The following is a 22,206-nucleotide window of genomic DNA, read 5'->3' as shown; positions in this document are numbered from 1 at the left end:
TCCTGTGGGCAGGCACAAAGATCGCAAGCATAACCGGCGGCCTGCACGGTGGCTCGTCTCCCGCTAAAATGCACAAACTTCAAGATGTTGGAAAGGCTCCCTGTGACGCACCCTGATGGCACGGCCGGTCTTGTGGCCGCGCGACATACCCCTGACGCCGCGCCTGCGGGAGAAGTGACGTTTCCCCGGGAACGTTTCGCCGGCGTGGAACGCCTCTACGGCACCGGCAGCATCGACCGGTTGGCCCAGGCGCACGTGTGCGTGATTGGCATCGGCGGCGTTGGCTCGTGGGCGGCCGAAGCGCTGGCGCGCAGTGGCGTGGGGCATCTCACGCTGATCGATGCGGACGAGATCTGCGTGTCCAATACCAATCGCCAGTTGCACGCGCTCGACGGTGAATACGGCAAGTCCAAGGTAGGCGTGATCGAGAAGCGCCTGCGTGCCATCAACCCGGCCATCAGGATCGATGCGATCGAACGATTCCTCACGACGTCCACATTGGACGAGCTGCTCGATCGCGGCTACGACGTCGTGCTTGATGCCTGCGATGCGTTTCGGGTGAAGCTTGAGGCCATCGCCTGGTGCCGCCGCCGCAAGCTGCCGATGGTTACGGTCGGTTCGGCAGGAGGCCGCACGGATCCCACGCAAATCCGCATACGCGACCTCTCACGCACCGAGCATGACGCGATGTTCAGCCTGATCCGCAAAAAGCTCCGCCAGGATTTCAACTTCCCCAAGAACCCCGATCGCTATTTCGGCGTGTCGGCCGTGTATTCATTGCAGAACGTCCAGTATCCGCAGCCGGACGGCACGGTGTGCGGCACGCGTCCACCGGTGACCAATGGCACCGAGGCGTTGAACCTCGCCTGCGGCGGCGGCCTGGGCGCAGCGACGCATGTCACGGGCGCGTTTGCGTTCGCGGCGGTGGGCCGGGTCATGGAGCGATTGTTGAAAGACGAGAAGTGAGAAGTGAGAAGTGAGAAGTGAGAAGTGAGAAGTGAGAAGTGAGAAACGAGAGAGGGCCGCGCAATCCCCGGCTGTTCTCTCACTACCCACTCCTCTTCACTCACTCCTGGCCCTTCACTCCTGGCCCCATCACCAACCCATGTAATGCCCGCCGTTGATCGACAGGTTGGCACCCGTGATCCACGCCGCTTCCTCGCCCGTCAGGAACGCCACCGCATGGGCGATTTCCTCGGGCTTGCCGAGGCGACCCACCGGAATCTGCGCGATGATCTTCTCGCGCACATCCTCTGGCACCGCCATCACCATGTCCGTGCCCACATAGCCGGGCGACACGGTGTTCACCGTAATGCCGAACTTGGCGTTTTCCTGCGCGAGCGAAATGGTGAAGCCGTGCATGCCGGCCTTGGCCGCGGCGTAGTTGGCCTGGCCGTACTGACCCTTCTGGCCGTTGATCGAGCTGATCTGCACGATGCGGCCCCACTTGTGCGCACGCATGCCCTCGATCACCGGACGCGTCACGTTGAAGCAGGCGTTGAGGTTGGTGTTCACCACTTCCATCCACTGCGGATAGGTCATCTTGTGGAACGTGGTATCGCGCGTGATGCCGGCGTTGTTGACCAGGATCCCGATCGGGCCCAGGGCGCCTTCGATGATGCGCGCCATGTCTTCGCAGGAGTCGGGATCCTTCACGTCAGCTGGCACCAGCATCACTTCGATGCCTTCCTTTGCCATCATTTCCTTCATCGCTTCCGCCTTGGCCTGGTCGCGATAGTTGGTGGCGACCCGATGCCCCTGGCGGGCGAGATAGCGAATGATCGCGGTGCCGATACCGCCTGTGCCGCCAGTGACCAATGCCGTGCGCTGCGTCATGCCATTTCTCCGAAAGATGCGGATATCCATCCGACCCGGCCGTGCTGCCGGGCGAAGCCATGTGTAACCGCTCTACATGGCAAAACGTCTACGGAAAGCACGTCCCGCGGCCACCGTGAGCGGCGGGTCAGGACCAGGATGCTTTTATAGCCGCTTATGCGGCCGCGCGGTCACTGCAATGCGGAAAATGTTCAGGATCGAACTGCTCGAGGGCGTGAGCGAGAAGTGATGAAGGATTCTGTGCGCCAGGGCCGACCCGCAGGTCGAGGAAGGCAAGGGCGCGCCGCAGCGCTGGCATGGGGTCGGTCGGGTCCACCGGATGGGCCTGCCCGGATTTGGAAAGCTTCTGCCCATCGCCATCCAGCGCCAGCGGCAGATGCAGGTAGGCAGGCGCCGGCAGGCCCAGGCATTGCTGTAGATAGAGCTGGCGTGGCGTGGAGTCGAGCAGATCGTTGCCGCGCACCACATGGGTGATGCCCTGGAAGCCATCGTCCACCACGCAGGCCAGCTGGTAGGCGTAAAAGCCCTCCACCCGGCGGATCACGAAATCGCCTGCGGTGTCGCGCAGGTTCTGTGATTGCGGGCCCTGCAGGGCATCGTCGAAGCCGATGTCCACGTCGGGCACGCGCAGGCGCCATGCCGGCGGACGGTGGGGATTCGCCGACGCAAGGCATTGCCCGTCCAGGTGCAGGCCGCCCGCCAGGTCATTGCGACTGCACCAGCAGGGGAAGACCAGGTCCGCGGCCTTCAGTCGTTCGAAGGCAGCGTCGTAGGCCGCCAGGCGCGTTGACTGGAACAGTGCCGGACCGTCCGCGACCAGTCCGAACGCCGGCAGCGCAGCGAGGATGCTTTCAGCCGAGCCGGGCATTTCACGGGGAGGATCGATGTCCTCCACCCGCACCAGCCATTGGCCGCCCGCATGGCGCGCGCACATCCAGCTGCCCACGGCGGCAACCAGTGAACCGAAATGCAAATGGCCGGTCGGAGAAGGAGCGAAACGTCCGCGATAGGTCATCCGCCGATTGTACGGTGCATCCTGTGTGTCGCCATCCGGTCCGGGCGTGCAGCCCGACGGGGAACGGCGGCGTATCGGAAGCGTCGCCTCGGGGGTGGCCTTGAAACCGCAGGATTTCGCCACGATCCTTGGGTGACGGCGAGAGCCGTCTGTGTTCCTTCATGACTGCCAAAGAGACAGCCATGCGTCGCATCGCACTGTTCCTCCTTACCAATATCGCCGTCCTGTTCCTGCTGAGCATCGTCTGCCACCTGTTTGGCGTCGATCAGTGGGCCGCCGCCCGTGGTTATGGCGGCATGGGAGGCTTGCTGATCTATGCCGCCGTGTTCGGCATGGGCGGCGCCTTCATTTCGCTGGCCATGTCCAAGTGGACCGCCAAGATGGGCACCGGCGCCCGTGTGATCGAACAGCCGCAGAACGAGGCCGAGCGCTGGCTGGTCGATACCGTGCGCCATCATGCGCAGAACGCCGGCATCGGCATGCCGGAGGTGGCCATCTACGACGCGCCGGAGATGAACGCCTTCGCCACCGGCATGACCAGGAACAGCTCGCTGGTGGCGGTGAGCACGGGCCTGCTGCAGCAGATGGATCGCGAGCAGGTATCGGCCGTACTGGGCCACGAGATAGGCCACGTCGCCAATGGCGACATGGTGACGTTGGCGCTGATCCAGGGCGTGGTGAACACGCTGGTGATCGTGGCGGCCCGCGTGGTCGGCCGTCTGGTCGACAGCTGGCTTTCGGGCGGCCGCGACCGCGACGGTGGTGGCATCGGCTACTTCGTGGTGGTGATGGTGCTGCAGCTGGTGTTCGGCCTGTTCGCGTCGATGATCGTGATGGCCTTCTCCCGTTGGCGCGAGTTCCGTGCCGATGCAGCCGGCGCCAAGCTTGCCGGCCGTGGCGCGATGGTCTCGGCCCTGCAGCGCCTGCAGGTGCAGCATGGTGAGAGCACCTTGCCGCAGACCATCGCTGCGTTCGGCATCTCCGGTCATCTGGCGACGGGACTCAAGCGCCTTTTCATGAGCCACCCGCCGCTGGAAGAGCGCATCGCCGCGCTGCAGAACTCGACCAGCACCTGACTTCACCTGCCGTCCCGCTGGGGGCGGCTAGCCTGAGGGGCCGATTCGTCGGCCCCTTCGCTTGTGTATCTCCTCTTAGCCTGACTTTCGAACGAGCCCCTCCGTATGACGACCACCGCACCCGAAACCCGCAAATTCGAAGCTGAAGTCGCCCAGGTCCTGCACCTGGTGACGCATTCGCTCTACTCGCACAAGGAGATCTTCCTGCGCGAACTGATCTCCAATGCCTCCGACGCCTGCGACAAGCTGCGGTTCGATTCGCTTGCGAACCCGGACCTGTTGGCCGGCGATGGCGAGTTGCAGATCGAGGTGAGCTGGAACGCCGAGGCGCGGACCATCACCATTCGCGACAGCGGCATCGGCATGAGCCGTGACGAGGTAGTCGCCAACATCGGCACCATCGCCAGCTCCGGCACGCGTCGTTTCCTGGAAGCGATGAGCGCCGAGCAGAAGACCGACGCGCGCCTGATCGGCCAGTTCGGCGTGGGCTTCTACTCGGCTTTCGTGGTGGCTGATCGCGTCACCGTGTTGAGCCGCCGCGCCGACCAGCCGGCGACCGAAGGCGTGAAGTGGGAGAGCGACGGCAAGGGCGAGTACAGCCTTTCGCAGGTCGACATTCCCGAGCGTGGCACGGCCGTGATCCTGCACCTGAAGGCGGATGAGGATGAATTCCTCAAGGGTTGGGAGCTGCGCTCGCTGATCCGCAAGTATTCCGACCATGTGGCGTTCCCGATCCGCATGCCCAAGGAAGAGGACGGCAAGCCCACGGCCGAGTGGGAGACCGTCAACGACGCCTCGGCGCTGTGGGCCAAGCCGCGCAACGAGATTTCCGACGAGGACTACCAGAGCTTCTACAAGTCGCTGGGTCACGACTTCAACGATGCGTTGGCGTGGACGCACAACCGCGTGGAAGGCAGCCAGAGCTTCACCACGCTGCTGTACCTCCCGGAACAGCCGCCGTTTGACCTGATGATGGGTGGCCGTGACGAGCGCAAGGGTCTCAAGCTCTACATCAAGCGCGTCTTCATCATGGACGCCGCGGAGGAACTGCTGCCCAACTACCTGCGCTTCGTGCGCGGCGTGGTCGATGCGGATGACCTCCCGCTCAACGTGAGCCGCGAGATCCTGCAGCACAATCGCCAGCTGGAGCGTATCCGCGCTGCCTGCGTGAAGCGCGTGCTCGACCTCATCGAGAAGTTGTCGCGCGACGAACCGGAGAAGTTCGCCACCTTCTACAAGTCGTTCGGCAATACCCTGAAGGAAGGCATCGCCGAAGACAGCGCCAACCGCGAGCGTATCGCCAAACTGCTGCGCTTCGCGTCCACCAAGGGTGAGGGCGCCGGCCAGACGGTATCGCTGGACGATTACATCGGCCGCATGGACGTGGGCCAGGACACCCTCTGGTACATCACCGCGGACAGCTACACGGCCGCGCTGGGCAGCCCGCAACTTGAGGCGTTCAAGGCCAAGGGCATCGAAGTGCTGCTGATGTCCGATCGCGTCGACGAGTGGATGCTGGGAAGCCTCAACGAATACTCCGGCAAGAAGCTCCGCAACGTCGCCAAGGGCGAACTGCCGTTGGACGAGGCGGGCAAGAAGCAGCAGGAAGAAGCCAGCAAGGCTGCCGAGCCCGTGCTCAACAGACTCAAGGAACTGCTCGGTGACCGGGTCAACGAGGTACGCGTGTCCGCGCGCCTCACCGATTCGCCGTCGTGCCTGGCGCTGTCCGATTTCGAGATGGCCCCCCACCTGGCGCGCCTGCTGCGCGAAGCGGGCCACGACATGCCCGAGAGCAAGCCGACGCTGGAGATCAATCCGCAGCATCCGTTGCTCAAGCGCGTGGAGAGTGAGGGTGATCCGGCCAAGGCGGCCGACCTCGCCAATCTCCTGCTGGACCAGGCGGAGATCGCTGCGGGTGCGCAGTTGCCCGATCCGGCGGGGTTCGTGCAGCGGCTCAATCGCCTGATCGCGGGCGGTTGATCCGGTAATACCTCACAGGCCCTTTTCGGTCATTCCGGCGCAGGCCGGAATCCAGTGACGTGAGCGGCCGGTTTTCGCGGCGCATTCGATGGCAGCGTAGCCACGCGAATCAAGCGGCGACCACCGGGCATCATCGACGCTGGATTCCGGCCTGCGCCGGAATGACGATGGATGGGGCGCTTTCGCCAGGTGGGTAGGAGCGCGCTCGCTATACTGGTGCTTGTTCCCGAAAGGTCTTCCCATGAGCGCGCTGTTGCTGCTCTTCACCTGTCTATTGCTCGGCGCGCTCGTGGCGCGTTACGCCAAGCCGCCCATTGGCATTGTCCACGGCATCAACTGGTGGGTCATCCGCATCGCGCTGCCGGCGTTGGTGCTTGAGTTGGTGCCCAAGGTGAAGGTGGATGCGCAGCTGTGGTTTCCCGTGGCGGCGATGTGGGTGACGTTCTTCGGCGCGTGGCTGCTGTTTGCGTTGCTGGGGCGCTGGCTGGGCTGGTCACGTGCGCGCGTGGGCGCGCTTACGCTGGTCTGCGGATTGGGCAATACCTCGTTCATGGGTTATCCCATGATGCAGGCGCTGCATGGGAGCGAAGGGCTGACGCTGGCCGTCGTCGCAGACCAGCTGGGTTGTTTTCCGTTGCTGGCTTCCGCGGGTGTCGCGGTGGCCGCATGGTATTCGGGCAATTCGCCGCAGCCGGCGATGATCGCCCGTCGTATCCTGACCTTTCCCGCTTTCCTCGCGCTCGTCGTGGGTGGCATCGCAGGTGCTTTGGGCGGATGGCCGCCCGTGTTCGACAGCGTGTTCGCACCCATCGGTGCCACGCTGACGCCGCTGGCCTTGTTCTCGGTGGGCCTGCAGTTCAAGTTTCACCTTGGCGAACGGCAGCTTCCCGCGCTCCTGCTCGGCCTCGGCTGGAAGCTGGCGCTGGCCCCGCTGGCGGCCCTCGGATTGGGCGTGGCTGCCGGCGTGGGTGGACTGACGCTTACCGTCGGCGTGTTGCAGGCGGCGATGGCACCGATGATTTCCGCGGCCATCCTGGCCGACGAGCACAAGCTCGAACCCACGCTGGCCAACACGATCCTGGGGGCGGGCATCGTGCTGTCGCTGATCACCATTCCGTTGGGAAACCTCTGGCTGGGCGGATGACATGCCATGGATCTTGAAGCGCATCTGATCGATCTCGAAACGCAGCTGCACAGGCAAGACGTACGCGCCGATGCGGATGCCTTGCGCACACTGATCGCCGAAGACTTCTTCGAATTTGGCGTATCGGGCACGGTGTGGACGCGGGAGGCGGTGATCGAAGCGCTGAAAGACGAGGGGTTCTCGCCGAGTGAAGCGATGGACTTTCGCCTGACTTGCCTGGCTGATGGCGTGGCGTTGTTGACCTATCGCGCGCACCGCGGCGCCACGGCCGCCCGCCCCGCCGCCGATTCGCTGCGCAGCTCCCTGTGGCGGCTTCGCCAGGGCAAGTGGCAGATGGTGTTCCACCAGGGCACCCCGCTTACCTTGTAGGAGCGCACCCTGTGCGCGACCGCAGAATCACCGTGCCGCCGCTCCGCAACGTCCCTTTGTGGGATGGGCTTTTCGCGCACAGAGTACGCTCCTGCAGCGTCAGGCGTGGCGCTGCGCAAAGGACAGGATGAGCGACAATAGCCCCATGTCCCTCGTTTCCGCTCCCAACTCGCCCACCGTGCGCGCCGATGTCTGGCTATGGGCTGCGCGCTTCTTCAAGACCCGCAGCCTGGCTAAGCAGGCCATCGACGGCGGCAAGGTCGACCTCAACGACGGCAGCTGCAAGCCGGCGAAAGCCGTGGAAGTGGGGGACGTGTTCCGCCTTACCCGAGGCGAGGAACGCATGGAGGTAGAGGTGCTGGCGCTGTCCGAAAAGCGTGGGCCGGCCAGCGTTGCCCAGGCGCTCTACCGCGAGAGCGAGGCCAGCCAGAAGGCACGCGAAGAGGCGAAGGCCCAGCGCAAGCTCGTCGGCGCCATGGCCCCGCCAGGGCGTCCCGACAAGCAGGCACGTCGGGAATTGCGACGGCTTAAGGGTTCCATGTGAGTCGCACATCGCAGAAAGCGCCGTAAATCTGCGGGAGCATCACCAACGGGGAAGAGGCCGCACAGCGGCGGCCTACCGATGAAGTGATGCAGGAGGTCGACAATGGCAGGCTTGGCATTTCTCAAGCGTTGGTTTGGCGGTACGACTCTCGAACAGCCACCCGAGGTGATGCGCAAGGCGACCCAGGGCGCCCGGGTTCTGGTAGTGGACGATTCGGCCACGATCCGTGCGGTGCTGGGGCGCATGCTGGAGGTTGACGGCTACCTGGTGGACCGAGCGCATGATGGCGAGAGTGCCCTGGAGATGGCGAAGGCCGAGCCGCCGTCGCTGATCTTCCTGGACATCGTCCTGCCGGGCATGAACGGCTTTTCGGTGCTGCGTTCGCTGCGGCACGATCCGGCGACGCAACACATTCCCATCGTGATGATCAGCGGCAACCCGCAGGCGACCGAGCAGTTCTACGTGCAACGCTTTGGTGCCGACGATTTCATCAGCAAGCCGTTCGGCCAGGCTGAAGTGGCCACCAGCATCGACCGCCTCGTTCGCCAGGGACGCCTGGCGCCACGCGAAGCGGCCAAGGTGATCAGCCTGCCGGTGTCGGTGCCTGTCGAAAACATACCGGCCATGCTCGCCAATGCCAGCATGGAAGGCTCGGTGGAAGGCAGCGTGCCCGAACTCGCCGCCTGACCGACGCTGGGCGATGACGAGGGCGGCCATCCATGATGGCCGCCTTTTTTTGCATCTCATCGAAGCAGGCCATGAACAAGCCATGGAGCCTTGCTTCACATCGGCCAGACGGGAACACACCGACGATTGCTCTTCAGCATCGGTGCGTGGAGGCATTCCGTGGACGAGTCGATCGAAGAAGGTTCGCTGGTGTTCGTGGCCGATGGCGAGGACGGCATCGGTTCCGTGCGCCGCTTGCTGCCGGAAGAAAACGCCATCGTGGTCTATGTCGAAAACGCCGGCGACTTCGTGATACCCGCGAAAGGTGTACGCGCCGTGCATTCGGGCAAGGTCATGCTGGACGTGGAGCATCTGCCGCGGCCGGTGCTCGATGCCATCGCCAACGCGCGAAAGTCGGAGTTTCCGCACTAAGCTTCGCTAGGGTCCGGCCACGATAAAAACGTGGTCTGTCTCGCGCAATGCGCAAACGGCTCCCGGCAGATGAAACATTCTTGACCTTGCCGAGAACGCGAAGGCCGTGATCAGCCGAGCGCCTTGAGTCGATAGAGCGCTTCCAGCGCATCGCGCGGACTCATGGCGTCCGGATCGATGTTTTCCAGCGCGCGCTCCACTGCGGAGGGCGCGCTGGCGAACAGGCCGAGTTGCGGCGACTCCTGCGCAGGCGCCTTGCCCGTAGCCGCCGACGCGTGCTGGTACATGCCGCGTTCGAGCTCGGCAAGCGTGCGTCGCGCATCCGCGATCACCGACTTAGGCAGGCCGGCCAGCGCGGCCACCTGCAGCCCGAAGCTGCGGTTGGCGGGGCCTTCCTTCACTGCATGCATGAACACCAACTGCTCGCCGTACTCGACGGCGTCCAGATGCACGTTGGCGATGGAAGGATATTCGTTGGCCAGCTCGGTCAGCTCGAAGTAGTGCGTGGCGAATAGCGTGTACGAACGACTGCTGGCAGCAAGATGCACGGCGGCGGCGCGCGCCAGTGCCAGGCCGTCGTAGGTGCTGGTGCCGCGACCGACTTCATCCATCAGCACCAGGCTGTGTTCGGTGGCGTTGTGCAGGATGTTGGCCGTCTCGCTCATCTCCACCATGAAGGTGGATTGGCCGCGCGAAAGATCGTCGCCCGCGCCGATGCGAGTGAAAATGCGGTCGATCGGACCGATCACCGCGCGCGAGGCCGGCACGTAGCTGCCGATATGCGCGAGCAGCACGATCAGCGCGTTCTGTCGCATGTAGGTCGACTTACCGCCCATGTTCGGACCGGTGATAACCAGCATGCGGCGGTTGTCGTCCAGCGCGAGATCGTTCGGCTCGAACGGCTCGTCGCGCACTTTTTCCACCACCGGGTGACGGCCGCGCTCGATCGCGATGCCGGGCGCATCGGTGAGTTCCGGCGCGCTCCAGTCGAGCGTCGAGGCGCGTTCGGCCAGCGTGGCGAGCACGTCCAGTTCGGCCATCGCGGAGGCGGCGCTCTTCAGCGGTTCGAGTTCGGCGATCAGCGTGTCGAGCAAGGCCTCGTACAGTGCGCGCTCGCGCATCAGCGAGCGTTCCTTCGCCGAGAGCACCTTGTCCTCGAAGGTTTTCAGTTCTTCGGTGATGTAGCGCTCGGCGTTCTTGGTGGTCTGGCGGCGCGTGTAGTGCGTGGGCGCCTTGTCGGCCTGACCCTTGGTGATCTCGATGTAGTAGCCATGCACGCGGTTGTAGCCAACCTTGAGCGTGGCGATGCCGCTGGCGGCTTTCTCGCGCTCCTCAAGCTCGACAAGGTACTGGTCGGCGTGCGTGGAGAGGCGACGCAACTCGTCGAGCTCGGCGTCATAGCCGTCCGCAATCACGCCACCATCGCGCTGCAGCACCGGTGGCTGCGGCACCACCGCTCGGGCGAGCAGGGCAGCGGTACCGGCGTGATCGCCGATGCGTTCCACCAATGCCGTGAGCAGCGGGTTGAGCTGTGTCTGAAGAGTGCGGTCATGGGTGGCCGCTTGTTGATCTTCACGCTCAGGGAAGAGCGCGCGCGCAAAATTCGGCGCGGCGGCCAGGCCATCGCGCAGGGTGGACAGATCGCGCGGACGCGCCGAACGCAACGCCACGCGCGCGAGGATGCGTTCCAGGTCGCCGATGCCGCGCAGCTGTTCGCGCAGCGCTTCGTATTGACGGTTGTCGATCAGCGTGCCGATGGCCTGGTGGCGACTGCGCAGCAGATCACGCGAACGCAGCGGTCGATTGAGCCAGCGACGCAGCAGACGTGCGCCCATCGGCGTCACCGATTCATCCAGCACGCCGAGCAGGGTGTGTTCGGTGCGTCCGCTCGGATGTGTGTCCAGTTCGAGATTGCGTCGCGTGGCGGCATCCAGTGCGATGGTTTCGCCCGCGCTTTCCACTGCCATGCCCGATAGGTGGGGCAGCGCGCTCTTCTGCGTCTCTTCCACGTAGCCGAGCAGGCAGCCGGCGGCAGCGATTGCCAGCGGCATGCGATCCACGCCAAAACCGCCCAGGTCGCGCGTGCCGAAGAAGCGGTTGAGTTCGCGACGTGCCGCGTCGCCGTCGAAATGCCACGGCGGACGCTTGCGCAGGCCGGGCAGCGAGCTTACGAACTTCGGCCAGGCCACGTCCTCGCCCACCAGCGTCTCGGCTGGTTGCAGGCGTGCCAGTTCCGAGGAAAGCGCCTCGGCACTCGACACTTCACTCAGCAGGAAACGGCCACTGGCGAGATCGACCCAGGCCAGGCCGTAGGCGCCATGCGCACCGGCGCTGATGGCCATCAACAGGTTGTCGCGGCGCTCCTCCAGCAGGGCGGCATCGGTCACCGTACCTGGCGTGACAATGCGAACCACCTTGCGCTCCACCGGCCCCTTGGACAGCGCCGGATCGCCGATCTGCTCGCAGATCGCCACGGACTCGCCCAGGCGCACGAGGCGCGCCAGGTAGTTTTCCATCGCGTGATAAGGCACGCCCGCCATCGGAATCGGCTGGCCCGCCGACTGGCCGCGCTGGGTCAGCGTGATGTCCAGCAGCCGCGCGGCCTTGCGCGCGTCGTCATAGAACAGTTCGTAGAAGTCACCCATCCGAAAGAACAGCAGCACCTCGGGGTGCTCGGCCTTGGCGCCCAGATACTGGCGCATCACGGGGGTGTGGGTATCGAAATCCTGGGCAACCATAACGTGCTGTTTTACCTGGCCTGACGGTGGCGTGCGCCGTGGCGGGAAGGCGCTGCGCGCCGTTCGAAGAGGCCCGCCAAGATAACCCAATTGCTCCGATATCGCTGCCCTTGTGGGGACGAGAAGCGGCTGGGTAGGATCGTTCGCCATGCATAGTCCTCTTCGATCCGCCCGCCGTCTGACGGCAGCGCTGGTTCTGGCGCTGTCTGTTCCCGCTGCCTTCTCCGAAGGGGGCGAGCCATCCAAGCAATCCGCTGCCGAAGCCGTGACGCTTTACGCCGGCGCCACGGTGATCGACGGAACAGGTGCGCTGCCACACCCCAACCAGGACATCCTGGTGCGCGGGGAGCGGATCGTGGCGGTAGGGCAGCACGGTTCGCTGGCTGCTGCCAGGGAAGCGGGCGTCCGCACGGTGGATCTGCATGGGAGCTACGTGATCCCGGGATTGATCGACAGCCATGTCCATCTGGCCACGCCGCCGGATGCGAAGCGCGCGCAGGCCATCCTGCGACGCAATCTCTATGCGGGTGTCACGGCCGTGCGCGACATGGCGGACGACCTGCGCTCGATCGGCGAACTGACGCGCGAGGCGCGGGCGGGCGAGATTCCCTCGCCTGATATCTATTACGCCGCGGTGATGGCCGGCCCGGAGTTCTTCGCCGATCCGCGCGTCGCGGCAGCGAGTTACGGCGTGACGCCGGGCAAAAGCCCGTGGATGCAGGCCATCGACAAGGACACCGACCTGCGCGAGGCGGTGACGCTGGCGCGTGGCACCTTGGCCACGGCGATCAAGGTGTATGCGGATCTGCCGCCGGAGTTGGTGGCGGCGATCACCAGCGAAGCGCATCGGCAGCACATCATGGTGTGGGCGCACAGCGCGGTGTTCCCGACGCGTCCGGCCGATGTCATCGCGGCAGGCGTCGATGTGGTCAGTCATGCCTGTTATCTCGCCTATCAGCTGGAACCGGTGATGCTGAAGTCCTACGAGGACCACACGCCGTTTCACGATGAACTGCTGGCAAAGAACGGTGATGATCCCGTTATCGCCGGTCTCTACCGCGACATGCTCAAACACGGCACGATCCTCGATGCGACCGGCAGCCTGTTCGTCCGCTACGACGCCGAGCGCAAGACGCATCCCGATCGCAAGCCGCTGCGTTGCACAGGCCCGACCACCATCCGGTTGGTGCGCCAGGCGTGGCAGGCTGGCGTGCCGATTTCCACGGGCACTGACGACGACGGCGGCGTCAAGAGCGCCTGGCCGTCTGTCTACGACGAGATGTTCTTCCTGGCGCATGACGTGGGCATGCCACCGCTGCAGGTGATCCGCTCGGCCACGCTGATCGGCGCCGAGGCAGCCGGGCAGGCGCAGGACATGGGCTCCATCGCCGCGGGCAAGCTGGCGAACTTCGCCGTGCTTTCGGCTGATCCGCTCAAGGATCTGGGCAACCTGCGCAGCATTCGCATGGCGGTGAAGCGCGGGCATGCCTATCCGCGCGCCGACTATCGGCCAGTGACAAAGGACGAGATGGGCGATGACGACGATTGATCGACGGACGTTCCTGACGGGAGCAACCTGGGCGGCAGCAGCGTCGATGTTGCCGTGGGAGGCGCGTGGTGCATCGGTGCAGCGCGCCGGCGCGGCCGACGGCGGCATCATCATCAACGCGCTGGGCGGGCTTGACGATCCCAATCGCGGCGCCGACGGACTCGTGCCGGAGCTCTCGCCACGCGTGCTGTCCGAAGGCCATGCCTCGGGCCTGACGGCGGTGAACATCACGCTGGGTTATGTGTCCGGGCCGGAGGATCCGTTTGAAGCCAGCGTGCGCGACATTGCCGCCACCGATGCCCTCGTGCGCGCACACGAAAAAGACGTGATGAAGGTGCTGACCGCCGGCGACATCCGCCGCGCCAGGGCCGAGAAGAAGATCGGGCTGATCTACGGTTTCCAGAACGGCGCCATGATGGGCAACGACGCCAAGCGGGTGGACATCTTCGCGAACCTGGGCGTGCGCGTTTTCCAGCTCACCTACAACCCGGCCAATCAGCTGGGCGATGGCTCGATGGCGCCCGAGAACCGCGGGCTCACGCCGTTCGGCCGCGAGGTGGTGGCGCGACTCAACGAGCGCCGCGTCATGGTCGATCTTTCGCATAGCGGCGAGCAGACTTGCCTGGATGCTGCACGTGCTTCCAAGGCGCCCATCTCGATCAACCACACCGGTTGTCGGGCGGTGACCGATCTGCCGCGCAACAAGACCGACGCCGAGCTGCGGCTGGTGGCGGAGCGGGGTGGCTTCGTCGGCATCTATTTCATGCCGTTTCTCAACGCGTCCGGCCACGCCAGGGCCGAGGATGTCGTTGCGCACATCGATCACGCGGTGAATGTCTGCGGCGAGGATCATGTCGGCATCGGCACGGATGGTTCGGTAAGCCAGATCGACGATCTCAACGCCTACCAGGCCGCGTTGGCCAAGGAGATCGCCGAGCGCAAGGCGGCCGGCATCAGCGCCGCCGGCGAGCGCCCCGACACGTATCCGTTCGTGGTTGATCTGCGTGGCCCGCAGCAATTCCACAAGCTGGCGCAACTGCTGGCGCAGAAGGGATATTCATCCGGACGAATCGAGAAGATCCTTGGCCTCAACTTCCTGAGTTTTGCGACGACGATCTGGGGTTGACGAAGCTTGCGACCGGTTCCGTTTAGCGTGTCCGACAACGTGCCGCCCCTTGGCGGGACAGCGCCGGACATGTAGAAGGACGACCTTGTGCCGTCCCCAGGAAACACCATGACCTTGTCCGTTCCCACCGATGCCGAACTGAAGGAGCTGGCCGAACAGATCGCCGCCGCCGCGCTGCAGCAGCGCCTGATGCTGGTTACCGCCGAATCGTGCACGGGTGGCTGGATCGCCAAGACGCTTACCGACCTGCCTGGCAGTTCCGCGTGGTTCGATGCCGGCGTGGTGACCTATAGCTACGAGGCGAAAGAGGCCCTGCTTGGCGTCAACCCGCGCACGCTGGAGCGTACTGGCGCGGTCAGCGAGGAAACCGTGCTGGAAATGGTCTCGGGTGCGCTTGCACGTTTCGGCGCGGGCATGGCGGTAGCAGTAACCGGCATTGCAGGGCCGAGCGGCGGCACGCCGGAGAAACCGGTCGGCACTGTCTGGCTGGGCTGGAAACGCCGCGGCGGCTACGCCCATGCGCGTCTGTTCCATTTCGACGGTGATCGAGAGGCAGTGCGTCGGCAGACTGTGGCGGCGGCCCTCAGCGGCGTCATCAAGGCCCTGACGGACTGATTCCCCAAGCCTTTCCTGACCGGCTTGACCGGTGTGGGATACTCGTCCATCTCAGATCACAGATCGCAGCCCGTGAGACCAGACGCGGGCATCATGCCTCCATTCACTGCCACCCAGGATTCAAGACGATGGATGACAACAAGCGCAAGGCGCTCACCTCGGCCCTCGGCCAGATCGAAAAGCAGTTTGGCAAGGGTGCCGTCATGCGCCTGGGCGATCGTACCGACGACGCCATCGAAACCGTTTCCACCGGCTCGCTGGGCCTGGACATTGCGCTGGGCGTGGGCGGTCTGCCGCGTGGCCGCGTGGTGGAAATCTATGGTCCGGAATCGTCCGGCAAGACCACGCTGACCCTGCAGGTCATCGCCAACTGCCAGAAGAACGGCGGCACCGCGGCCTTCGTCGACGCCGAACACGCGCTGGACCCGACCTACGCCGCCAAGCTGGGCGTCAACGTGGATGACCTGCTGGTCTCGCAGCCGGACACCGGTGAGCAGGCGCTGGAAATCGCCGACATGCTGGTGCGCTCGGGCGCGGTGGACGTGGTGGTGGTCGACTCGGTCGCCGCGCTCACGCCCAAGGCCGAAATCGAGGGTGAAATGGGCGACTCCCACGTCGGCCTGCACGCCCGCCTGATGAGTCAGGCGCTGCGCAAGCTCACCGCAAACATCAAGAAGTCCAACTGCCTGGTGGTCTTCATCAACCAGATCCGCATGAAGATCGGCGTGATGTTCGGCAGCCCGGAAACCACCACCGGTGGCAACGCGCTGAAGTTCTACGCCTCGGTGCGCCTGGATATCCGCCGCATCGGCGCGGTGAAGAAGGGCGAGGAAGTCATCGGTTCGGAGACCCGCGTCAAGGTGGTCAAGAACAAGGTGGCCCCGCCGTTCCGCCAGGCCGAGTTCGAGATCCTCTACGGCGAAGGCACCTCGCGCGAAGGCGAGATCATCGAGCTGGGCGTGGCGCAGAACCTGATCGACAAGTCGGGCGCCTGGTACAGCTACAAGGGCGACCGCATCGGCCAGGGCAAGGAAAACGTCCGCCAGTTCCTGCGCGACAACCCGGCCATCGCCAACGAGATCGACGCCAACCTGCGTGCCAAGCTGCTGGTAAGCAGCGGCAACTCGCCGCTGCCGGCGGTCGAGGTCGAAGAGGCCTGATCTTCCGGCCACAGGTCGCCCGATGCCTCGCCGCGGAAGCGACAAGCCTGACAAGCCCAGCGCCTATAGCAAGGCGCTGGGCCTGCTCGCACGCCGCGAGCACTCCCGGCGCGAGCTGAAGCTCAAGCTGCGCCAGAAAGGGTACGAGGGCGGCGAGGCCAGCGATGCGCTCGATCGGCTGGGCCAGCAGCACTACCAGGATGACGACCGCTTTGCCGAAGTGCTGGTGCGCAGCCGCATTGCCCAGGGCTACGGCCCCATGCGATTGCGGGCCGAGCTGAAGAGTCACGGACTGGCCGATGCCCGCATCCGGGCCGTACTGGACGCCGCCGAGGTGGACTGGAACGCGCTGGCCGCCGCGCAGCTTCGGCGTCGATATGGCGGCAAATCGGCCCCAGATGCCGCTGAAATGGCTCGTCGGGCGCAATTTCTCTTGCGTCGGGGCTTTCCCGCCGCCACAGTACGGAGTGTTACCCACGCCGACGTGGACGACGCAGCCGACGATGAAGCCTGACCTCCCCGAACCCTGGGGTGGGTAAGCGCCGCTTCGGCGCCGTTTCCCGGGCGTGACCTCTCCGCCAGGTCCTCCCCAGCCGCATGAAAACTGCCGAAATCCGCTCGACCTTCCTCGACTATTTCCGTTCGAAAGGGCACACCATCGTGCCGTCCAGTTCCCTGGTGCCGGCCAGCGATCCCACGCTGCTGTTCACCAACTCGGGCATGGTGCAGTTCAAGAACGTGTTCCTGGGCAGCGAGAAGCTGCCTTACGTGCGCGCCGCCGACGTGCAGCGCTGCCTGCGTGCCGGTGGCAAGCACAACGACCTGGATTCGGTGGGCTACACCGCCCGCCACCACACCTTCTTCGAGATGCTCGGCAACTGGTCGTTCGGCGATTATTTCAAGCGCGATGCCATTGCCTATGCGTGGGAGCTGCTGACCGACGTCCTCAAGCTGCCCAAGGACAAGCTGTGGGTCACCGTCTATCACACCGATGACGAAGCCTTCGACCTCTGGAACAAGGAAGTGGGCGTGCCGGCCGAGCGCATCGTGCGCATCGGTGACAACAAGGGCGCGCCGTTTGCTTCCGACAATTTCTGGCAGATGGCCGACACCGGTCCGTGCGGCCCGTGCACCGAAATCTTCTTCGATCACGGCCCCGAGATCGCAGGTGGCCCGCCGGGTTCGCCCGACGAGGACGGCGACCGCTACATCGAGATCTGGAACCTGGTGTTCATGCAGTTCGACCGTGCGCCCGACGGCACGCTGTCGCCGCTACCGGCACCGTGCGTGGACACGGGCATGGGCCTTGAGCGCCTGGCCGCCGTGCTGCAGCACGTGCATTCCAACTACGAGATCGACCTGTTCCAGCACCTGATCAAGGTCGCCTCGGAACTCACGAACACCCAGGATCTCGCCAACAAATCGCTGCGCGTGATCGCCGATCACATTCGCGCCTGCTCGTTCCTCATCGTCGATGGCGTGCTGCCGTCCAACGAAGGTCGCGGCTACGTGCTTCGCCGCATCATCCGTCGAGCACTGCGCCACGGCTGGATGCTAGGCGTGCGCGGCGATTTCTTCTGGAAGATGATGCAGCCGCTCGTCGAAGAAATGGGCGCGGCCTATCCTGAGCTGGCGCAGAAGCAGAGCTTTGTCGAGGAAGCGCTGCGCACCGAAGAGCGCCGTTTCGGCGAAACGCTGGAAAACGGCATGCGCCTGTTCGATGCCGTCTCCGCCAAGGCCAATGGCACGATTCCCGGTGCTGATGCGTTCCGTCTGTACGACACCTATGGTTTTCCGGTCGATCTCACCGCCGACATCGCGCGCGAGCGCGGCATGACGGTGGACATGGATGGCTTCGAGCAGGCCATGAAGGAACAGCAGGAGCGCAGTCGCGAAGGCGGAAAGTTCGAGGCCAAGGGCCAGATGCCGGCGGAACTGGCGAGCCAGCTGCAGCCGACTTCATTCCTGGGCTACGAAGCGCTGACCAGCCAGGGCAGCAAGGTCGTCGGCATCGTGCGCGGCGGCAAGCAGTTCGACGCGCTGGAAGAGGGCGAAGAAGGCCTGGTCATCCTCGACCGCACGCCGTTCTACGCCGAATCCGGTGGACAGGTCGGCGATACCGGTTCGCTGATGAACGCGTCGGGCACGTTCGCCGTGGGCGATACGCTCAAGATGGGCGGCGTGTTCTTCGGCCATGCGGGTCGCTGGAGTGGCAAGCAGGCCCTGCGCGTGGGCGACGTGATCGACGCCAATGTCGACGGCACGCGCCGCCAGTCCATCGTGCTCAATCATTCCGCCACGCATCTGCTGCACGCCGCGTTGCGCAAGGTGCTGGGCGGGCACGTCACGCAGAAGGGTTCGCTGGTGGCTCCCGAGCGCCTGCGTTTCGACTTCTCGCACTTCAAGCCGATGAGCGCCGACGAATTGCGCGAGATCGAGCAACTCGTCAACGCCGAGGTGCGCCGCAACGAAGCGGCCGAAATCCGCCAGATGGGTTACGACGCGGCGATCGAGTTCGGCGCCATGGCGCTGTTCGGCGAGAAGTACGGCGATGAAGTGCGCGTATTGAAGATGGGCGACTTCTCCACTGAGCTGTGCGGTGGCACCCACGTGGGCCGCACTGGCGACATCGGCTTGTTCAAGATCGTCAGCGAGGCCGGCGTGGCTTCCGGCGTGCGCCGTATCGAAGCTGTTACAGGTGCCGGCGCGCTGGCTTACGTGGCCGACGAGGAACGCCGCCTGGGCGAGTTCTCCCAGCTGCTGTCGTCCACGGGTGATGACGCCGTGGAGAAACTGCGCCAGATCTTCGACAAACAGAAGAAGCTTGAGCGGGAACTCGAGTCGCTGCGCGCCAAGGCAGCGGGTTCCGCCACGGCCGACCTTGCTTCCACCGCGACGGATGTTGGCGGCATCAAGGTCGTCGCCGCGCGCCTTGAAGGGCTCGATGCCAAGGCCCTGCGCGACAGCATGGACCAGCTCAAGCAGCAGCTGGCCGACTGCGTGATCCTGCTGGCGGGCGCTGCCGATGGCCGCGTGTCGCTGGTAGCCGGTGTCAACGGCAAGGCCCTGGGTCGAATCAAGGCCGGTGACGTGGTGGCCTACGTAGCCAGCCAGATTGACGGCAAGGGCGGCGGTCGTCCCGACATGGCCCAGGGCGGCGGCGCGGACCGCCCTCAGCTTCTCCCCATCCTGAACGGCCTGCCGGCGTGGATCGGAGAGCGACTGGCCTGAGGCAGCCAGTTGCTCTGATTCCGTTTCTGTTTACGCATTGCACTGCCAGCGGACGCTCGGCTAGTATCAAACAGTGCCGACACCGCTGGTTGCGACGGTGTCGTACGACATGGCATCACAGGGGTGCCGCGTCTGTGATATCCGGGGAAGGCGGTAGGGCCTTCGGCGGTAAGATCGTCGAACTGTCCAGACGGTGAAGCTCAGGGGTGAGGCATAACCGTCTGTTGGCCTATGACCAAAGTATTCATGGAGTGGCAAACATGTTGATTCTGACCCGCAGGGTCGGTGAAACCCTGATGATCGGCGACGAGGTGACCGTTACCGTTCTGGGTGTGAAAGGCAACCAGGTGCGTATTGGCATCAATGCGCCGAAGAACGTTGCCGTGCATCGTGAAGAGATCTATCAGCGGATCAAGAACGAGCACGAGCCGGATGGCAGCGCCTCCGGCGACACGGGCGAACACTGACCGGCAATAAAAGCTTTACCTGAAGCGCGCCGGTTAGTATCCTTACCGGCTCCGCAGCGATGCGGAAAAAATTTGGAGAGATGCCCGAGAGGCCGAAGGGGCTCCCCTGCTAAGGGAGTATAGGGTCAAAAGCCTTATCGAGGGTTCGAATCCCTCTCTCTCCGCCAGATACGCAAAACGCCCCCAAGTGGGGCGTTTTGCGTATCTGGCGGAGAGAGATGTGTGGACGAACCCTCTGGTTCGACAAATTCGCCTGGAGCGAATTTGGACAGCCGCAGGCTGGCCCTGGAGCGCGCAGCGCGGAAGGGTTCGGCCCAAGGATGGGCCGAACAATCCCACCTGTACGTCACAGCACCCTGCAACGAGCCCGAGGGCGTTTGCGTTGCTCCGCACATGGCGAATTTGCGTTGCGCCGCCCTGATTTTCATTTCCCTGCGGACCTTCACCCTGGTGACCGGTCGTTCGCCGCGAGCAGCCGGCGCGGCGCCGTTGCATTGGACGGGCGCAGATCTGACGATAAGGGAAGGGGCGAGGGCGCTCCTTTTCAGCCATCCAATCAGGAACAGGGGGAACAATGTTCAAGCGGATCGCTTTTGCGGCATTGCTGGTGGTATCGGGAAGTGCGTCGGCATCCAAGGCGCTGACCGATATTCCACTGGTTTGGTCGCCCACGCAGAGTTTTGCCGAGTTCGGCGCGATTGACCTCAACGGCATCGGCAACGTGAAGGTGCAGTTCAATGCGTTTACCGATGCACGCAAGAATCCACCGCTGATCGCGGAGAACCATGAAAAGGAAGCCGCGCGCCAGGTCACCACGAGAGACAACGTGGCGAGCTTCGTGACCGACCATGTGAAGGAGACTTTCGGCAAGGCCGGGCTCAACGTGGTGGATGCCGGCGGTGATGTGATCGTGAATGGTGAACTGCGCGATTTCTTCGTCAACGAGACCGACCAGTACGTAGGCAACGTCACCGTCTACGTGACGGCGACGAATGCCGCAGGCAAGATTCTATGGCAGGGCGTGGCGGGAGGCGGCGCCACCAATTTCGGCCGTTCCTACAAGGCCGACAATTACTACGAAACACTCTCCAATGCGGTGCTCAAGCTGAGCAACAGCCTGCTCAACAGTCCGGGCTTCCACGGCGCACTGCAGTCGCATTGATGCGGGCTTCTTGAAGGATGCAGCAAAGAGGAGTCGTCGGCATGTGTGTCGGCGACTCCTTTTTTGTCCTGCCCTGTGCACCCGGGCGCGGTGGGCGTTGAATCAACCCAGGGACAAGCCGCGCAATTGGGCGCCTTCCGGCGTGATGCGCAGCACCGAGCCATGCTCGTACCAGTCACCCAGCACGATGCGTTCGGCCGGCTGGCCATCCAATTCGAAGCGATGGATGGCAGGACGGTGGGTATGGCCGTGGATCAGGCGCGTGACGCCCGCCTTGCGCATGGTGTCGGCCACCGCGTCGGCGTTGACGTCCATGATGGTTTCCATGGTGCTACCGGTGTGCGCGCGGCTGTCTTCGCGCGCCTTGGCGGCGAAGGCGCGGCGCGCCTCAAGCGGCATGGACAGCACCTGCGCCATCCACTCCGGCGTGCGCACCTGCTTGCGCACGGTCTGGTAGGCGATGTCGTCGGTGCACAGGACGTCGCCGTGCATCAGCAGGGTGGGGCGGCCATACAGGTCATGCACGGTGCCATCGTCGAGCAGTGTGAAACCGGCGCGCTCGGCGAAACGCTTTCCCAGCAGGAAGTCGCGGTTGCCGACCATGAAGTAGACCGGCACGCCGCTGTCGCGCAACGCCTTTGAAGCCTCGGCGATGCGACCTGGCAAGCGGGCGTCGTCGTCGTCACCAATCCATGCCTCGACGAGGTCGCCGAGGATATAGAGCGCATCAGCCGAACGGGCTTCCGTACTGGCGAGGAACTCTTCAAACAGTTGGGTGATCTGCGGGCGGCTGTCGTCCAGGTGCAGGTCGGCGATGAACAACGTGGCCATGGTGCTTCAGCCCTTGGTCTTGGGCTTTTCGGGCTTCGCGGGTGCCGCAGCCGGCTTGTCGGAGGGTGCTTTCTCCGTGGCAGCCTTGGCCGGTTCGGTATCGGCAGCTTGCTCGCCGACCACGTTCGCGCTGTCGATCACGACCATGGGATTGGGCACGTCGGTAGCGAACGGACCCAGCCCCCGGGTGGGAAGGGCCGCGATCTTGTCGACCACGTCCATGCCCTTGATCACCTTGCCGAACACCGCGTAACCCCAGGTCAAC

The 22,206-nt window shown here is 64.4% G+C and carries 21 protein-coding genes and 1 tRNA gene; 17 read left to right on the top strand and 5 right to left on the bottom strand.

All coding sequences use genetic code 11. From position 1 onward, the window contains the following. Positions 1-84: 84 nt before the first annotated feature. Positions 85-966, top strand: coding sequence for a tRNA threonylcarbamoyladenosine dehydratase (locus tag VFG49_RS16160; RefSeq protein ID WP_414649160.1), 882 nt, complete (start codon positions 85-87; stop codon positions 964-966). Between the two features lie 129 nt (positions 967-1,095). Here the strand turns inward: VFG49_RS16160 and phbB are convergent, their stop codons facing one another. After that, on the bottom strand, positions 1,096-1,836 hold the full coding sequence (gene phbB / locus VFG49_RS16155; RefSeq protein WP_324862373.1) for an acetoacetyl-CoA reductase: 741 nt from the start codon (positions 1,834-1,836) through the stop codon (positions 1,096-1,098). 154 nt (positions 1,837-1,990) lie between these two features. Then, positions 1,991-2,851, bottom strand: a complete 861-nt coding sequence (gene gluQRS, locus VFG49_RS16150; protein WP_324862371.1) for a tRNA glutamyl-Q(34) synthetase GluQRS — start codon at positions 2,849-2,851, stop codon at positions 1,991-1,993. 182 nt (positions 2,852-3,033) lie between these two features. Between gluQRS and htpX the strand changes: the two genes are divergently transcribed. From htpX to VFG49_RS16115, 7 genes are all read left to right on the top strand, one after another. After that, positions 3,034-3,927, top strand: coding sequence for a protease HtpX (gene htpX, locus VFG49_RS16145; RefSeq protein ID WP_324862369.1), 894 nt, complete (start codon positions 3,034-3,036; stop codon positions 3,925-3,927). 105 nt (positions 3,928-4,032) lie between these two features. Continuing rightward, positions 4,033-5,907 carry a molecular chaperone HtpG gene (htpG, locus tag VFG49_RS16140; protein WP_324862367.1) on the top strand — a complete coding sequence of 625 codons (1,875 nt, stop codon included), beginning with the start codon at positions 4,033-4,035 and terminating at the stop codon, positions 5,905-5,907. A gap of 241 nt (positions 5,908-6,148) precedes the next feature. Further along, positions 6,149-7,051 carry an AEC family transporter gene (locus VFG49_RS16135; RefSeq protein WP_324862365.1) on the top strand — a complete coding sequence of 301 codons (903 nt, stop codon included), beginning with the start codon at positions 6,149-6,151 and terminating at the stop codon, positions 7,049-7,051. A 6-nt stretch (positions 7,052-7,057) separates the two neighbouring features. Continuing rightward, positions 7,058-7,420, top strand: a complete 363-nt coding sequence (locus tag VFG49_RS16130) for a DUF4440 domain-containing protein (protein WP_324862363.1) — start codon at positions 7,058-7,060, stop codon at positions 7,418-7,420. A gap of 145 nt (positions 7,421-7,565) precedes the next feature. Continuing rightward, positions 7,566-7,964, top strand: a complete 399-nt coding sequence (locus tag VFG49_RS16125; RefSeq protein ID WP_324862361.1) for an RNA-binding S4 domain-containing protein — start codon at positions 7,566-7,568, stop codon at positions 7,962-7,964. A 102-nt stretch (positions 7,965-8,066) separates the two neighbouring features. After that, on the top strand, positions 8,067-8,651 hold the full coding sequence (locus VFG49_RS16120; protein WP_324862359.1) for a response regulator: 585 nt from the start codon (positions 8,067-8,069) through the stop codon (positions 8,649-8,651). Positions 8,652-8,810: 159 nt separating this feature from the next. After that, positions 8,811-9,062, top strand: coding sequence for a hypothetical protein (locus tag VFG49_RS16115; RefSeq protein WP_324862357.1), 252 nt, complete (start codon positions 8,811-8,813; stop codon positions 9,060-9,062). A 110-nt stretch (positions 9,063-9,172) separates the two neighbouring features. Here VFG49_RS16115 and mutS read toward each other — a convergent pair whose 3' ends face one another. Next, positions 9,173-11,800, bottom strand: coding sequence for a DNA mismatch repair protein MutS (mutS, locus tag VFG49_RS16110; RefSeq protein ID WP_324862355.1), 2,628 nt, complete (start codon positions 11,798-11,800; stop codon positions 9,173-9,175). A gap of 148 nt (positions 11,801-11,948) precedes the next feature. On the opposite strand from mutS, the gene VFG49_RS16105 reads away from it, so the two are divergent. The 9 genes from VFG49_RS16105 (at position 11,949) to VFG49_RS16065 (ending at position 21,110) form a co-directional block, all read left to right on the top strand. Further along, positions 11,949-13,349, top strand: a complete 1,401-nt coding sequence (locus VFG49_RS16105) for an amidohydrolase family protein (protein WP_324862353.1) — start codon at positions 11,949-11,951, stop codon at positions 13,347-13,349. After that, entirely contained in the window at positions 13,336-14,475 is a 1,140-nt protein-coding gene (locus VFG49_RS16100) for a dipeptidase (RefSeq protein ID WP_324862351.1), read from the top strand. The genes VFG49_RS16105 and VFG49_RS16100 overlap by 14 nt, the downstream gene beginning before the upstream one ends. 108 nt (positions 14,476-14,583) lie before the next feature. After that, the gene (locus VFG49_RS16095) at positions 14,584-15,090 is read left to right on the top strand and encodes a CinA family protein (protein WP_324862349.1); all 507 of its coding nucleotides are present in this window, start codon (positions 14,584-14,586) and stop codon (positions 15,088-15,090) included. A gap of 128 nt (positions 15,091-15,218) precedes the next feature. After that, positions 15,219-16,250 (top strand): recombinase RecA, encoded by a 1,032-nt coding sequence (gene recA / locus VFG49_RS16090; protein WP_324862346.1) that lies wholly within the window; start codon positions 15,219-15,221, stop codon positions 16,248-16,250. Positions 16,251-16,272: 22 nt separating this feature from the next. Then, positions 16,273-16,764, top strand: coding sequence for a regulatory protein RecX (locus tag VFG49_RS16085; protein WP_324862344.1), 492 nt, complete (start codon positions 16,273-16,275; stop codon positions 16,762-16,764). Positions 16,765-16,847: 83 nt separating this feature from the next. Continuing rightward, complete coding sequence (gene alaS, locus VFG49_RS16080) at positions 16,848-19,481, top strand: alanine--tRNA ligase (RefSeq protein WP_324862342.1); 2,634 nt, start codon at positions 16,848-16,850, stop codon at positions 19,479-19,481. A gap of 260 nt (positions 19,482-19,741) precedes the next feature. Continuing rightward, positions 19,742-19,948: a carbon storage regulator CsrA gene (csrA, locus tag VFG49_RS16075; protein WP_324862340.1), complete on the top strand. Its 207-nt coding sequence runs from the start codon at positions 19,742-19,744 to the stop codon at positions 19,946-19,948. 74 nt (positions 19,949-20,022) lie between these two features. Beyond that, positions 20,023-20,115: transfer RNA gene (locus VFG49_RS16070), tRNA-Ser, on the top strand. Positions 20,116-20,522: 407 nt separating this feature from the next. Continuing rightward, entirely contained in the window at positions 20,523-21,110 is a 588-nt protein-coding gene (locus tag VFG49_RS16065; RefSeq protein ID WP_324862338.1) for a hypothetical protein, read from the top strand. Positions 21,111-21,212: 102 nt separating this feature from the next. Here VFG49_RS16065 and VFG49_RS16060 read toward each other — a convergent pair whose 3' ends face one another. After that, positions 21,213-21,941 (bottom strand): UDP-2,3-diacylglucosamine diphosphatase, encoded by a 729-nt coding sequence (locus VFG49_RS16060; protein ID WP_324862336.1) that lies wholly within the window; start codon positions 21,939-21,941, stop codon positions 21,213-21,215. Between the two features lie 6 nt (positions 21,942-21,947). After that, positions 21,948-22,206, bottom strand: a 259-nt coding sequence (locus VFG49_RS16055) for a peptidylprolyl isomerase (RefSeq protein ID WP_324862335.1), incomplete at its 5' end; no start/stop codon positions are given.

The organism is Dyella sp., assembly GCF_035685885.1.
GTDB lineage: Bacteria > Pseudomonadota > Gammaproteobacteria > Xanthomonadales > Rhodanobacteraceae > Dyella.
The sequence above is the reverse complement of the archived record's forward strand: the minus strand, read 5'-3'. Positions and strand labels throughout refer to the sequence as shown.

Bases quoted from the DNA above. Each gene is read 5' to 3' on its own strand.
- alaS (WP_324862342.1), top strand. From the start codon at position 16,848: ATGAAAACTGCCGAAATCCGCTCGACCTTCCTCGACTATTTCCGTTCG.
- VFG49_RS16130 (WP_324862363.1), top strand. From the start codon at position 7,058: ATGGATCTTGAAGCGCATCTGATCGATCTCGAAACGCAGCTGCACAGG.
- VFG49_RS16100 (WP_324862351.1), top strand. From the start codon at position 13,336: ATGACGACGATTGATCGACGGACGTTCCTGACGGGAGCAACCTGGGCG.
- mutS (WP_324862355.1), bottom strand. From the start codon at position 11,800: ATGGTTGCCCAGGATTTCGATACCCACACCCCCGTGATGCGCCAGTAT.
- csrA (WP_324862340.1), top strand. From the start codon at position 19,742: ATGTTGATTCTGACCCGCAGGGTCGGTGAAACCCTGATGATCGGCGAC.
- VFG49_RS16095 (WP_324862349.1), top strand. From the start codon at position 14,584: ATGACCTTGTCCGTTCCCACCGATGCCGAACTGAAGGAGCTGGCCGAA.
- VFG49_RS16085 (WP_324862344.1), top strand. From the start codon at position 16,273: ATGCCTCGCCGCGGAAGCGACAAGCCTGACAAGCCCAGCGCCTATAGC.
- VFG49_RS16135 (WP_324862365.1), top strand. From the start codon at position 6,149: ATGAGCGCGCTGTTGCTGCTCTTCACCTGTCTATTGCTCGGCGCGCTC.
- VFG49_RS16060 (WP_324862336.1), bottom strand. From the start codon at position 21,941: ATGGCCACGTTGTTCATCGCCGACCTGCACCTGGACGACAGCCGCCCG.
- VFG49_RS16105 (WP_324862353.1), top strand. From the start codon at position 11,949: ATGCATAGTCCTCTTCGATCCGCCCGCCGTCTGACGGCAGCGCTGGTT.
- VFG49_RS16125 (WP_324862361.1), top strand. From the start codon at position 7,566: ATGTCCCTCGTTTCCGCTCCCAACTCGCCCACCGTGCGCGCCGATGTC.
- recA (WP_324862346.1), top strand. From the start codon at position 15,219: ATGGATGACAACAAGCGCAAGGCGCTCACCTCGGCCCTCGGCCAGATC.
- VFG49_RS16120 (WP_324862359.1), top strand. From the start codon at position 8,067: ATGGCAGGCTTGGCATTTCTCAAGCGTTGGTTTGGCGGTACGACTCTC.
- gluQRS (WP_324862371.1), bottom strand. From the start codon at position 2,851: ATGACCTATCGCGGACGTTTCGCTCCTTCTCCGACCGGCCATTTGCAT.
- phbB (WP_324862373.1), bottom strand. From the start codon at position 1,836: ATGACGCAGCGCACGGCATTGGTCACTGGCGGCACAGGCGGTATCGGC.
- VFG49_RS16160 (WP_414649160.1), top strand. From the start codon at position 85: ATGTTGGAAAGGCTCCCTGTGACGCACCCTGATGGCACGGCCGGTCTT.
- htpX (WP_324862369.1), top strand. From the start codon at position 3,034: ATGCGTCGCATCGCACTGTTCCTCCTTACCAATATCGCCGTCCTGTTC.
- htpG (WP_324862367.1), top strand. From the start codon at position 4,033: ATGACGACCACCGCACCCGAAACCCGCAAATTCGAAGCTGAAGTCGCC.
- VFG49_RS16065 (WP_324862338.1), top strand. From the start codon at position 20,523: ATGTTCAAGCGGATCGCTTTTGCGGCATTGCTGGTGGTATCGGGAAGT.